The organism is Pyxidicoccus fallax, from assembly GCF_012933655.1.
Taxonomy (GTDB): Bacteria; Myxococcota; Myxococcia; order Myxococcales; family Myxococcaceae; genus Myxococcus; species Myxococcus fallax.
In genome coordinates this window covers 1-13356 of sequence record NZ_JABBJJ010000338.1, presented here as the reverse complement: position 1 = coordinate 13356, position 13356 = coordinate 1, and the positions used below count along the sequence as shown (strand labels likewise).

General features: G+C 65.3%; 10 protein-coding genes and 1 tRNA gene. All 11 read left to right on the top strand.

The annotated features are described in order from the left end of the window. On the top strand, positions 1–436 hold a 436-nt coding region (locus tag HG543_RS43325), incomplete at its 5' end, for an EF-Tu C-terminal domain-related protein (RefSeq protein WP_343073521.1). A 102-nt stretch (positions 437–538) separates the two neighbouring features. Further along, positions 539–703, top strand: a complete 165-nt coding sequence (rpmG, locus tag HG543_RS43320) for a 50S ribosomal protein L33 (RefSeq protein WP_011553120.1) — start codon at positions 539–541, stop codon at positions 701–703. A 24-nt stretch (positions 704–727) separates the two neighbouring features. Continuing rightward, positions 728–803 (top strand) — tRNA-Trp (locus HG543_RS43315). 101 nt (positions 804–904) lie between these two features. Continuing rightward, complete coding sequence (gene secE, locus HG543_RS43310; protein WP_169350809.1) at positions 905–1348, top strand: preprotein translocase subunit SecE; 444 nt, start codon at positions 905–907, stop codon at positions 1346–1348. Then, complete coding sequence (gene nusG, locus HG543_RS43305; protein ID WP_169350808.1) at positions 1348–1890, top strand: transcription termination/antitermination protein NusG; 543 nt, start codon at positions 1348–1350, stop codon at positions 1888–1890. The genes secE and nusG overlap by 1 nt, the downstream gene beginning before the upstream one ends. Positions 1891–2034: 144 nt before the next feature. Continuing rightward, complete coding sequence (gene rplK, locus HG543_RS43300) at positions 2035–2481, top strand: 50S ribosomal protein L11 (RefSeq protein WP_044186078.1); 447 nt, start codon at positions 2035–2037, stop codon at positions 2479–2481. Between the two features lie 37 nt (positions 2482–2518). Then, positions 2519–3232: a 50S ribosomal protein L1 gene (gene rplA / locus HG543_RS43295; RefSeq protein WP_169350807.1), complete on the top strand. Its 714-nt coding sequence runs from the start codon at positions 2519–2521 to the stop codon at positions 3230–3232. Positions 3233–3622: 390 nt separating this feature from the next. Beyond that, complete coding sequence (rplJ, locus tag HG543_RS43290) at positions 3623–4144, top strand: 50S ribosomal protein L10 (protein WP_169350806.1); 522 nt, start codon at positions 3623–3625, stop codon at positions 4142–4144. A gap of 102 nt (positions 4145–4246) precedes the next feature. Then, positions 4247–4624, top strand: coding sequence for a 50S ribosomal protein L7/L12 (gene rplL, locus HG543_RS43285; protein ID WP_169350805.1), 378 nt, complete (start codon positions 4247–4249; stop codon positions 4622–4624). Positions 4625–4801: 177 nt separating this feature from the next. Next, the gene (gene rpoB / locus HG543_RS43280) at positions 4802–9031 is read left to right on the top strand and encodes a DNA-directed RNA polymerase subunit beta (protein WP_169350804.1); all 4230 of its coding nucleotides are present in this window, start codon (positions 4802–4804) and stop codon (positions 9029–9031) included. 138 nt (positions 9032–9169) lie between these two features. Then, positions 9170–13356, top strand: a 4187-nt coding sequence (gene rpoC / locus HG543_RS43275; protein ID WP_169350803.1) for a DNA-directed RNA polymerase subunit beta', incomplete at its 3' end; no start/stop codon positions are given.

Below are 13356 nucleotides of genomic sequence, written 5' to 3'. Positions count from 1 at the left end.
CACGCAGAAGACGGTCATCACGGGCGTGGAGATGTTCCGCAAGCTGCTGGACGAGGGCATGGCGGGCGACAACATCGGCGCGCTGCTGCGCGGCCTGAAGCGTGAGGACCTGGAGCGTGGCCAGGTGCTGGCCAAGCCGGGCAGCATCACGCCGCACACCAAGTTCAAGGCGCAGATCTACGTCCTGTCGAAGGAAGAGGGTGGCCGTCACACCCCGTTCTTCAAGGGCTACCGGCCGCAGTTCTACTTCCGCACGACGGACGTGACGGGCACGGTGAAGCTGCCGGACAACGTCGAAATGGTGATGCCGGGCGATAACATCGCCATCGAGGTGGAGCTCATTACTCCGGTGGCCATGGAGAAGGAGCTGCGCTTCGCCGTCCGCGAGGGTGGTCGTACCGTGGGCGCCGGCGTCGTCGCCGAGATCATCGAGTAACATGCCTGGGCGGCCTCAGGGCTGCCGGGCACCACATGCCGGATTTCGAGGGGAGGGCGCCTCCGTGGTAGCCTTCCCTTCATGTGTCTGGTGAGGTAAGCCATGCCGAAGGGCAATCGTTCCATCATTTCGCTCGAGTGCACTGTGTGCAAGGAGCGGAACTACACGACCACGAAGAACAAGCGGAAGAGCCAGGACAAGCTCGAGCTGAGCAAGTTCTGCCCTCGTTGCCGCAAGCATCAGGACCACAAGGAAGGTAAGGTCTAGGTCGGTAGTTCCAGGGAAGGTTTTAGGCCAGTAGCTCCAACGGTAGAGCAGCGGTCTCCAAATCCGCGTGTTGGGGGTTCGAATCCCTCCTGGCCTGCCAACTCTCAGTGGGAGCGGGGCCCCCGGTACCTGGAGGTACCGGGGGTTCCTGTGTTTTCGCAGTCCCACTTTCTTCGCATCCGTAGTACCCCGTGAGGCACCATGGCGACGGCATCAGAAGCCAGCCAGCAGGCTAACCGCTCGGTGATGGACCCGAAGCGGCTCGTGGTCATCTTCTATCTCCTCGCCGGCATCATCCTGGCCCTCTTCCTGGAGCGCGTCTTCGGGTTGCTGTGGGCTCGGTTCGGCTGGGGAGACCCCATCCTCCTTGAGGGCCTGGACTGGAAGGTGTCCACGCTGGTTGGCTACCTGCTGGCCGTGGGCGTCGCCGTGGGCGCGTACTTCCACCCGCGCACCCATGCGCTGTCGCTCGACGTGGCCTCCGAGCTGATGAAGGTCACCTGGCCCACCTGGACGGAGACCCGGGCATCGACCATGGCCGTGGTCGTCGCCTCGCTCGTCGCCGCCGTGGTGCTCTTCTTCATCGACACCATCGCCTACAGCTTGATGGTGGATTGGCTGCCCGCCGTGTGGGGGAAGCTGTAATGGCGATGAAATGGTACGTGGTCCACACCTACTCGAACTTCGAGAACCAGGCGAAGAAGAGCCTGGAAGAGAAGATTCGTCTCGAGGGCCTTCAGGACCAGTTCGGCGAAATCCTGATTCCCATGGAGCAGGTCGTCGAGATGGTGAAGGGCGAGAAGAAGACGTCTCGCCGCAAGTTCTTCCCCGGCTACATCTTCGTGCAGATGGAGCTGAATGACCGGACGCTCCACCTGGTGAAGAACACGCCGAAGATTACCGGCTTCCCGGGTACGGCGCAGAACCAGAATCCGCTGCCCATCTCCGACCAGGAGGTGGCCCGGCTCACGTCGCAGATCTCCGAGGGCACGCTCAAGCCGAAGCCCAAGGTGCAGTTCGACGAGGGCGACACGGTGCGCGTCATCGACGGCCCGTTCGCCAACTTCAACGGCACCGTGGAGGAGGTCAACGCGGAGAAGGGTCGCGTGAAGGTGCTCGTGAGCATCTTCGGTCGCGCCACCCCCGTGGAGCTGGACTTCATGCAGGTGGAGAAGACCACCGGCTAGTTCGTGTGTTGTTCGTGCGTGCCCGCCTGACGGGCCCGCACGCCCGCTTTTCCGCGTCCGTGAAGGGCGCGGACCCATGGGTGGGAGGGCCTCCCCGTCTGGCGGCCCGTCGGTACCACCCCCTCGAAAGGCAGTCGTCAGCCGATGAAGAAGGTCACAGGACAGGTCAAGCTGCAGATTCCCGCCGGTAAGGCGAACCCCGCCCCGCCGATCGGCCCCGCGCTCGGTCAGCAGGGCGTGAACATCATGGAGTTCTGCAAGCAGTTCAACGCCAAGACGCAGGCCGAGGCCAAGGAAGGCCTGATCATCCCGGTGATCATCACCGTGTATCAGGACCGCTCCTTCACCTTCATCCTGAAGACGCCTCCGGCGGCCATCCTCATCAAGAAGGCCGCGGGTCTGCACACCGAGAAGAAGAAGGGTTCGGGCGCGAAGAAGCCGGGCAAGGAGAAGGTGGGGCAGATCACCCGCAAGCAGCTCGAGGAGATCGCCAAGAAGAAGATTCAGGACACCACCGCCGCGTCGCTCGAGGCCTGCATGAACACCATTGCCGGCACCGCGCGCTCCATGGGCATCGACGTCGTCGGCTAGGCCGCCGCCCCACCCACTCACGACAAGGATTTCTGTCATGGCTCAGAATGGGAAGAAGTTCCGTGCGGCCGCCGCGCTGGTGGACCGTGAGAAGCGCTACCCGATCTCCGAGGGCTTCGCGCTCCTGAAGAAGACCGTGGAGACCCGCGGCACGAAGTACGACCAGACCGTGGACGTGGCCATCAACCTGGGCGTGGACCCGAAGCACGCGGACCAGATGGTCCGTGGCGCCGTGGTGCTCCCGCACGGCACCGGCGCCACCGTGCGCGTGGCCGTGTTCGCCAAGGGTGAGCGCGCGACCGAGGCCGGCAACGCTGGCGCGGACATCGTCGGCGCCGAGGACCTCCAGAAGCGCATCGAGGAGGGCTTCCTCGACTTCGACACCGTCATCGCCACCCCGGACATGATGGGTGTCGTCGGTCGCCTCGGTAAGGTGCTCGGCCCCCGCGGCCTCATGCCCAACCCGAAGGTGGGCACCGTCACCATGGACGTCGCCAAGGCCGTTCGCGACGCCAAGGGCGGTAAGGTCGACTTCCGCGCCGAGAAGGCCGGTATCGTCCACGCGAAGATGGGCAAGGCCTCCTTCGCCCAGGACAAGCTCGAGGCCAACTTCAACGCGCTGGTGGACCTGGTGATGAAGCTCAAGCCGGCCACCGCCAAGGGCGTCTACCTGCAGGGCATCGCCATCTCGACGACCATGGGGCCGGGCATCAAGCTCGACACCACGGAAATCCTGGCCCGCCACCGCTAGGCGGCCTGGAGGGCAGGCGGGTGTGGCACCCCCAACGGGGTTGTCAGCCGCGCCGTCTGCCCGACGTCACAAGTTCGAAAGTTCTGGATCTTTGCTGAAGCCGGGGGTATAGGCCCCCGGCTTTTGCAATTGGAGCGCCACGTCGCGAGACGCGGTGTTTCCGACCTGGTTCATGACAGCAGGGACCAGGGGCGGTGGGACGTCTCCCGTTGGGAACCGGGCAACCGGTCGGGCGCGTTCTTTCCACCCCGGGTTCAAACGACCGTAAGGTCAGCCCTGCCGAGACTGAGGGTGCGGTGTGGTGCCTCTCGGAGGCTCCTCTCGCTCTGCCACTTTGGCCCAGGCATCACGCCCGTCCGCGAGGACGGGCCAGTAAGGAGGTGAGTCAAAGTGCTGAAGAGCGAGAAGGAAGAGATGATCAAGGAGCTCCACGAGAAGTTCTCGCGGACCAAGACGGCCATCGTCGCCGAGTTCTCCAAGGTGGATGTGGAGACGGTGACGAAGCTCCGCAAGAAGTTCCGCGAGGGCGGCGTCGAGTACAAGGTCATCAAGAACACGCTGGCGCGCCGTGCGGCGCAGGGCACGTCCGTGTCGGTCATCGCCGATGACTTCACGGGCCCCGTGGCCCTGTGCATCAGCTACGGCGATGTGGTGGCCCCGGCGAAGATCCTGACCGAGTTCGCGAAGGACCTCGAGGACAAGATCAAGATCCGCACCGCCGTTGTCGACGGGAAGAAGGTCGACGTCAACGGCGTGAAGGCCCTGGCGAAGATGCCGGGTCTGCCGGAGCTGCGCGCGCAGCTGCTGGGCATGCTGAACCAGCCGGCAGGCAAGCTGGTCCGGACCATCGCGGCCCCCGGGTCGCAGCTCGCGCGGGTGCTGCAGGCCCACGTGGACAAGCCCCAGGGTTAGTTTCCCTGATTCATCCGAGAAGTATTCCTCCCAATACCCCTTCGGCCGTACCTCTCCTTCGGGAAAGGTGGCCGTTAGTCGAAACCAGAAGGACACAGTTCAATGGCTGACCTGAATGCGATCGTTGACCAGCTCTCCTCGCTGACCGTCATGGAGGCGGCGGAGCTGGTGAAGCAGCTCGAGAACAAGTGGGGCGTTTCCGCCGCCGCCGTCGCCGTGGCCGCTGGCCCGGCCACCGGTGGCGCCGCCGCCGCTCCCGTCGAGGAGAAGACGGAGTTCACGGTGGTGCTGGCCAACGCCGGCGCCAACAAGATCAACGTCATCAAGGAGATCCGCGCCATCACCGGCCTGGGCCTGAAGGAGGCCAAGGACCTGGTCGAGGGCGCGCCCAAGACGGTCAAGGAGGGCGTCAACAAGGACGACGCCAAGAAGATCAAGGACCAGCTCACCGCGGCTGGCGCCACCGTCGACATCAAGTAGTTCCCACAGGGGCTGCCCGGTTTTCCGGGAATTTTCAGGCAGCCTCCTGACCGGATGAGCAGGCCGGCGCTCCCAGCGAGGGGGTGCCGGCTTTGCCCATTTGACAGTTACAAATTTCCCGGCGCCGCCGCGCGTTACTGATGTTTGCCCGCCCGAGCAGTCGTCCCCGGAGCCAGAATGCCGACGCAGATCCAGAACAATTTCCGCGTGCGGAAGACCTTCGCGAAGATCGCGAAGATCATCGACATTCCCAATCTTATCAACATCCAGAAGCAGTCCTACGAGAAGTTCCTCCAGGCCGACATCGCCCCGGAGAAGCGTGAGGACATCGGGCTTCAGGGTGTCTTCAAGTCCGTTTTCCCGATTCGCGACTTCAACGAGACCTCCTCGCTGGAGTTCGTCAGCTATCACCTGGAGAAGCCGAAGTACGACGTCGATGAGTGCCACCAGCGTGGCATGACCTACTCGGCGCCCATCAAGGTCGTCGTGCGCCTGGTCGTCTGGGACAAGGACGAGGAGACGGGCGCGCAGTCCATCCGTGACGTGAAGGAGCAGGAGGTCTACTTCGGCGAAATCCCGCTGATGACCCAGAACGGCACCTTCATCATCAACGGCACCGAGCGTGTCGTGGTGAGCCAGCTGCACCGCAGCCCGGGCGCCTTCTTCGACCACGACAAGGGTAAGAGCCACTCGTCTGGCAAGCTGCTCTACAACGCCCGCATCATTCCCTACCGCGGTTCGTGGATCGACTTCGAGTTCGACCACAAGGACCTGCTGTACGTGCGCATCGACCGGCGCCGCAAGCTGCCGGCCACCGTGCTCATCCGCGCGCTGGGCGCCGTCGGCGACACCGCGAAGAAGAACCCGCTGGAGTTCAAGGGCTCCACCGAGGAAATCCTCAACTACTACTACGCCACGGAGACCATCTACCTCCAGAGTGGCACCGACTTCGAGAAGAGCGTCGAGCTGGAGCTGCTCCCCGGGCAGCGCGCCACCCGCGACATCAAGACGAAGACGGGCGAGCTCATCGTCAAGAAGAACCGCAAGTTCACCCGCGCCGCCATCAAGAAGCTCGAAGCGGCGAAGATGAAGACGCTCCCCATCGACGCGGACGAGCTCTTCACCAAGGTGTCCGCCTACGACGTGGTGGACGAGAACACCGGCGTGGTGCTCCTCGAGTGCAACGAGGAAGTCAGCCAGGAGAAGGTCGACGAGCTCCTCAAGAACAACATCAAGGAGTTCAAGGTCCTCTTCATCGACAACCTCAACGTGGGGCCGTACCTGCGTGAGACGTTGATGCTGGACAAGATCGAGACGCCCGAGCAGGCCATCATGGAGATCTACCGGCGCCTGCGCCCCGGTGACCCTCCGACGCCCGAGACGGCGATCAACCTCTTCACCAACCTGTTCTTCAACCCCGAGCGCTACGACCTGTCCAAGGTCGGCCGCCTCAAGCTGAACTTCAAGTTCGGCCTCGAGGAGCCGCTCGACGGTCAGATCCTGACCAAGCGGGACATCCTCGAGGTGATCCGCTACCTGATCGACCTGAAGAACGGCAAGGGTGCCATCGACGACATCGACCACCTGGGCAACCGCCGCGTGCGCGCGGTGGGCGAGCTGCTGGAGAACCAGTACCGCATCGGTCTGGTGCGCATGGAGCGGGCGATCAAGGAGCGCATGAGCCTCCAGGAGATCGAGACGCTCATGCCGCACGACCTCATCAACGCCAAGCCCGTCACGGCGGTCATCAAGGAGTTCTTCGGGTCCAGCCAGCTGTCGCAGTTCATGGACCAGACGAACCCCCTGTCCGAGGTGACGCACAAGCGTCGTCTGTCCGCCCTCGGGCCCGGCGGCCTCACGCGTGAGCGCGCGGGCTTCGAGGTGCGCGACGTGCACCCGACGCACTACGGCCGCATCTGCCCCATCGAGACGCCGGAAGGCCCGAACATCGGCCTCATCGCGTCGCTGTCCACGTACGCCCGCGTCAACGAGTTCGGCTTCGTGGAGACGCCGTACCGCAAGGTGGAAGCGGGCGTGGTGACCACGGACGTGGCCTTCTACTCGGCGCTGGAGGAGGAGAAGCACACCATCGCCCAGGCGAACGCGGAGACGGACAAGAAGGGCAAGTTCGCCAACGCGCTGGTGTCCAGCCGCCGCGGTGGTGAGTTCGTCCAGGCGCGCGCCGAGGACGTGGACCTGATGGACGTGTCCCCGAACCAGCTGGTGTCGGTGGCCGCGTCGCTCATCCCGTTCCTCGAGAACGACGACGCGAACCGCGCGCTCATGGGCTCCAACATGCAGCGCCAGGCGGTGCCCCTGCTGCGCACGGCGGCTCCGCTCGTGGGCACGGGCATCGAGGCCATCGTCGCGCGCGACTCGGGCGTGACGTGCGTGGCCCGCCGCGACGGCGTGGTGGAGAGCGTGGACGCCGGCCGCATCGTGGTGAAGGCGGACGTGCCGCCCAACCTGAGCGACGTCACGAGCGAGGTCGACATCTACAACCTCCTCAAGTACCAGCGCTCCAACCAGAACACCTGCCTCAACCAGAAGCCCATCGTCAGCAAGGGCGACAAGGTGAGGAAGGGCGACGTCATCGCCGACGGCCCGGCCACCGAGACGGGTGAGCTGGCGCTGGGGCAGAACGTGGTCGTCGCGTTCATGCCGTGGCAGGGCTACAACTTCGAGGACTCCATCCTCATCAGCGAGCGCATCCTCAAGGACGACGTCTTCACGTCGATCCACATCGAGGAGTTCGAGTGCATCGCGCGCGACACCAAGCTGGGCAAGGAGGAGATCACCCGCGACATCCCGAACGTGGGTGAGGAGGCCCTCAAGGACCTGGACGAGAGCGGCATCATCCGCATCGGCGCCGAGGTGAAGCCCGGCGACGTGCTGGTGGGCAAGATCACCCCGAAGGGCGAGACGCAGCTGTCTCCGGAAGAGAAGCTGCTGCGCGCCATCTTCGGCGAGAAGGCCGGCGACGTGCGTGACAGCTCGCTGCGCGTGCCGCCGGGCGTGGTGGGCACCGTCATCAACGCCAAGGTGTTCAGCCGCAAGGGCGTGGAGAAGGACGAGCGCGCCAAGCAGATCGAGTCGATGGAGGAGGCCAAGCTCCTCAAGGACCAGAACGACGAGATCAAGGTCCTCCAGGACAGCGCCTTCGGCCGCATCCGCGCGCTGCTGCGCGGCAAGGAGATCCAGGGCAAGCTGGTGGACGACAAGGGGAAGATCCTCCTGAAGAAGGGCGACATCGTCAGCGACGAGCTGCTGGCGACGGTGCCCTTCAAGTACTGGGGGGAGATCTCCGTCGGTGACCCGCTCGACACCCGCCTGCGCGACATCCTCCGCAACCTGGAGGAGACGAAGGAGGCCGTGAAGCTGGCCTTCGGCGAGAAGATCGCCCGCATCAAGAAGGGCGACGAGCTGCCGCCGGGCGTCATCAAGATGGTGAAGGTGTACGTCGCCATCAAGCGCAAGCTGGCCGTGGGCGACAAGATGGCCGGCCGCCACGGAAACAAGGGCGTCGTGTCCCGCATCCTCCCCGAGGAGGACATGCCGTACCTGGAGGACGGGCGTCCGGTGGACATCGTCCTCAACCCGCTCGGCGTGCCCAGCCGCATGAACATCGGGCAGATCCTCGAGACGCACCTGGGCTGGGCGGCCAAGGGCACCGGCGAGGCGCTGCAGAAGTACGTGGAGGAGAACTGGAGCGCCGCGGCCATCAAGGAGCGCCTCAAGGTCATCTACGACGACCCGAAGTTCGGCGAGTTCCTCGACGGCCTCAGCGACGAGGAAGTGGTCCAGCTGTGCCGCCGCTCGAAGCGGGGCATCCACGTCGCCACGCCGGTGTTCGACGGCGCCCAGGAGACGGAGATCCACAAGCTGCTCGACGAGGGCCACCTGCCTCGCACGGGTCAGATGGTGCTCTTCGACGGCCGCACCGGTGAGCCGTTCGACCAGAACGTCACCGTGGGCGTCATGTACATGCTGAAGCTGCACCACCTGGTGGACGAGAAGATCCACGCCCGCTCCATCGGGCCCTACTCGCTCGTCACGCAGCAGCCCCTGGGCGGCAAGGCCCAGTTCGGCGGCCAGCGTCTGGGCGAGATGGAAGTGTGGGCGATGGAGGCCTACGGCGCGGCGTACACGCTGCAGGAGTTCCTCACCGTCAAGTCGGACGACGTGGTGGGCCGCACGCGCATGTACGAGGCCATCGTCAAGGGCGACAACGTCCTCGAGAGCGGCCTGCCCGAGTCGTTCAACGTGCTCCTCAAGGAGCTCCAGTCCCTGGCGCTCGACGTGGAGCTGCTGGAGAGCGCTCCGCCGGAGCGGCAGCGCAGCTTCGGAGGCGACTTCCTCGGCGGTGGTGACGGCGAGGAGCGCAGCAAGACCGGGACCGAGGCCTGATTTAGCCGGAGCGCCCGCCTGACCGGCCGCCCGCCTCTCCTGCTCGCGGAGCAGGGGAGGGCGCGGCCGGGTCGGGGCGGGGGCCCGAATCAGCTGGCGACCTCCACGTGAGGCGCCTAACGAGATTTCGGAGGCAACGTGAAGGACATTTTCAACTTCTTCGAGAAGCCGAAGGACCCGCTGTCGTTCAACGCCATTCGCATCGCGCTGGCGTCGCCCGACAAGATCCGCCAGTGGTCGCACGGCGAGGTGAAGAAGCCGGAGACCATCAACTACCGTACCTTCAAGCCCGAGCGGGACGGCCTGTTCTGCGCCCGCATCTTCGGCCCGGTGAAGGACTACGAGTGCAACTGCGGCAAGTACAAGCGCATGAAGCACCGTGGCGTGGTGTGCGAGAAGTGCGGCGTGGAGGTCATCCAGTCCAAGGTGCGCCGTGAGCGCCTGGGCCACATCACCCTGGCCACGCCCGTGGCCCACATCTGGTTCCTCAAGTCGCTGCCGAGCCGCATCGGCAACCTGCTCGACATCACCCTGAAGGAGCTGGAGAAGGTCCTCTACTGCGAGAGCTACATCGTCCTCGACCCGAAGGCGACGCCCCTGCAGAAGGGCGAGCTCATCAGCGAGGAGAAGATGCACCGGCTCTTCCAGGAGCACGGTGAGGACTCGTTCACCGCGGGCATGGGCGGCGAGGCCGTCCGCGAGATGCTCAAGGCGCTGGACGTGGAGAAGCTGTCCGAGGAGCTCCGCAAGGACATGCGGGAGACCTCCAGCGAGGCCAAGCGGAAGAAGTACGCCAAGCGCCTGAAGGTGGCCGAGGCGTTCCGCGTGTCCGGCAACAAGCCGGAGTGGATGATGCTGGACGTGATTCCGGTGATTCCGCCGGACCTGCGTCCCCTGGTTCCGCTGGACGGCGGCCGCTTCGCGACCTCCGACCTGAACGACCTGTACCGCCGCGTCATCAACCGCAACAACCGCCTCAAGCGCCTGCAGGAGCTCAACGCTCCGGACATCATCATCCGCAACGAGAAGCGGATGCTGCAGGAGGCCGTGGACGCGCTGTTCGACAACGGCCGCCGCGGGAAGACCATCACCGGCCCCAACAAGCGGCCGCTGAAGTCGCTCTCCGACATGCTCAAGGGCAAGCAGGGCCGGTTCCGCCAGAACCTGCTCGGCAAGCGCGTGGACTACTCGGGCCGCTCCGTCATCGTGGTGGGCCCCGAGCTGCGCCTGCACCAGTGCGGCCTGCCGAAGATCATGGCGCTCGAGCTGTTCAAGCCGTTCATCTACAACAAGCTCGAGGAGAAGGGGTACGTCACCACCATCAAGTCCGCGAAGAAGATGGTGGAGAAGGAGCGTCCCGAGGTCTGGGACATCCTCGAGGACGTCATCCGCGAGCACCCGGTGCTCCTCAACCGCGCGCCCACGCTGCACCGCCTCGGCATGCAGGCCTTCGAGCCCGTGCTGATTGAGGGCAAGGCCATCCAGCTCCACCCGCTGGTGTGCGCCGCCTTCAACGCGGACTTCGACGGCGACCAGATGGCCGTGCACGTGCCGCTCTCCATCGAGGCTCAGATGGAGGCCCGCGTGCTGATGATGTCCACCAACAACATCCTCAGCCCCGCGAACGGCAAGCCCATCATCGTCCCGACGCAGGACATGGTGCTCGGCATCTACTACATGACCCGCGCCCGTGAGTTCGCCAACGGCGAGGGCCGCGTGTTCTCGTCCCCGGACGAGGTGCGCGCCGCGTACGACCACGGCGAGGTGCACCTGCAGGCGAAGGTCGTCTGCCGCATCGACGGCAAGCGGAAGGAGACCACCGTCGGCCGCGTCCTCCTGTGGGAGGTGGTGCCGCGCAAGGTGGGCTTCGACGCCATCAACAAGGTGCTCGACAAGAAGTCGCTCGGCGGCCTCATCGACCTCTGCTACCGCCTCACCGGCGAGAAGGAGACGGTGCTGCTGGCCGACCGCGTCCGCAGCCTCGGCTACTACAACGCCACCCGCGCCGGTATCTCCATCGCGCTCAAGGACATGATCATCCCTGCGAAGAAGCAGGAGTTCCTGGACTACGCGCGCAAGGAGGTCTCGGAGATCGAGAACCAGTACCTCGAGGGTCTCATCACCGACGGCGAGCGCTACAACAAGGTCATCGACATCTGGGCGGAGGTCACCGAGAAGGTCGCCCAGGAGATGATGCAGCAGATCTCCCAGGAGGAGACGTCGCGGGAGAACGACGGCAAGCGCGAGACGCGCAAGCAGCCTTCGTTCAACCCCATCTACATCATGGCCGACTCGGGCGCGCGTGGTAGCGCCCAGCAGATCCGTCAGCTGGCGGGTATGCGCGGCCTGATGGCGAAGCCCTCCGGCGAAATCATCGAGACGCCCATCACGGCCAACTTCCGTGAAGGCCTCTCCGTGCTGCAGTACTTCATCTCCACGCACGGCGCTCGTAAGGGCCTCGCGGACACGGCGCTCAAGACGGCCAACTCCGGTTACCTCACCCGCCGTCTCGTGGACGTGGCGCAGGACGCCATCATCAACGAGTACGACTGCGGCACCATGGACGGCCTGTTCATCGGCGCCCTGGTGGAGGGCGGCGAGATCATCGAGCCGCTCGGCGAGCGCATCCTGGGCCGCGTGGCCCTGGACGACATCCTCGACCCCGTCACGGGCGAGGTGCTGGTGCGCGCCAACGAGGAGATCGACGAGGACCGCGTCCGCCGCATCGAGAACAGCGGCCTGGACAAGGTGAAGATCCGCTCGGTGCTCACGTGCCAGGCCAAGCGCGGCATCTGCGTGGAGTGCTACGGCCGTGACCTGGCCCGCGGCCGCAAGGTGTCCGTGGGTGAGGCGGTCGGCGTCATCGCGGCGCAGTCCATCGGCGAGCCGGGTACCCAGCTCACGATGCGCACCTTCCACATCGGTGGTGCGGCGACGCGGCGCGCGGAGCAGTCCAGCCTGGAGAACCGGTACGCCGGCGCCGTGAAGTTCGCGGGCCTCATCACCGTGCAGAAGACGGACGGCACGCTGGTGGCCATGAACCGCAACGGCGAGCTCGTCGTGGTGGACGACTCGGGCCGCGAGCGCGAGCGCTACCAGGTCATCTACGGCGCGCGCATCCTCGTGAAGGAGGGGCAGCGCATCGAGGCGGGCACCCTGCTGGCCGAGTGGGACCCGTTCGCCATTCCGCTGCTCACCGAGGTCGGCGGTGTCGTGCGCTACGAGGACATCATCGAAGGCGTGACGATGTCCGAGACGCTGGACGAGGTGACCGGTCTGTCCCGTAAGACGGTCATCGAGTCGAAGGACCCGGAGGCGCGTCCGCGCGTCACCATCCGCGACGCCAATGGCAACGTGAAGGACCTGCCCAGCTCCCGCAACCCGGCGAGCTACTTCCTGCCCCAGGGCTCCATCATCACCGTCAACGACGGCGATGAGATCCACCCGGGCGAGGTCATCGCCAAGGTGCCGCGCGAGACGACGAAGACCAAGGACATCACGGGCGGTCTGCCCCGCGTGGCCGAGCTCTTCGAGGCGCGCAAGCCGAAGGACGCGGCGGCGATTGCCGAAATCGACGGCGTGGTGTCGTTCGGCAAGGACACCAAGGGCAAGCGCAAGCTCATCATCACCCCCGAGGTGAACGGCGAGCAGCGCACCGACCTGGCCAAGGAGTACCTCATCTCCAAGGGCAAGAACATCAGCGTCCACTCCGGCGACCGCGTGAAGGCCGGCGAGGCGATGATGGACGGCGCGGCCAACCCGCACGACATCCTCAAGGTGCTGGGCGAGAAGGAGCTGGCCCGCTACCTGGTGGACGAGGTGCAGGAGGTCTACCGACTGCAGGGCGTGAAGATCAACGACAAGCACATCGAGACCATCGTCCGGCAGATGCTGCGCCGGGTGCGCGTCACCGATGTGGGCGACACCAACTTCCTCGTCGACGAGCAGGTCGAGAAGTGGGTGTTCGAGGAGGAGAACGAGAAGGTCATGTCCGAGAACAAGCGTCCCGCCGTCGGCGAGCCGCTGCTGCTCGGCATCACCAAGGCGTCGCTCTCCACCGAGTCGTTCATCTCGGCGTCCTCCTTCCAGGAGACCACCAAGGTGCTCACCGAGGCCGCCATCAACGGCAAGGTGGACTACCTGCGCGGCCTCAAGGAGAACGTCATCATGGGCCGGCTCATCCCCGCCGGCACGGGCCTGCCGAACTACAAGCACCTCGACATCGAGGTGGAGAGCCCGACCGACGAGGTCAACGAGATGGAGGCCGCCCTGGCCGCCACTCACGGCGACGGCCCCCTGACGCCGCCGCCCGCCCGCCCCGAGGG

Coding starts and splice junctions, on each gene's coding strand:
- nusG (WP_169350808.1), top strand. CDS start 1,348: ATGGCGATGAAATGGTACGTGGTCCACACCTACTCGAACTTCGAGAAC.
- rplK (WP_044186078.1), top strand. CDS start 2,035: ATGAAGAAGGTCACAGGACAGGTCAAGCTGCAGATTCCCGCCGGTAAG.
- secE (WP_169350809.1), top strand. CDS start 905: ATGGCGACGGCATCAGAAGCCAGCCAGCAGGCTAACCGCTCGGTGATG.
- rpoB (WP_169350804.1), top strand. CDS start 4,802: ATGCCGACGCAGATCCAGAACAATTTCCGCGTGCGGAAGACCTTCGCG.
- rplL (WP_169350805.1), top strand. CDS start 4,247: ATGGCTGACCTGAATGCGATCGTTGACCAGCTCTCCTCGCTGACCGTC.
- rplA (WP_169350807.1), top strand. CDS start 2,519: ATGGCTCAGAATGGGAAGAAGTTCCGTGCGGCCGCCGCGCTGGTGGAC.
- rpmG (WP_011553120.1), top strand. CDS start 539: ATGCCGAAGGGCAATCGTTCCATCATTTCGCTCGAGTGCACTGTGTGC.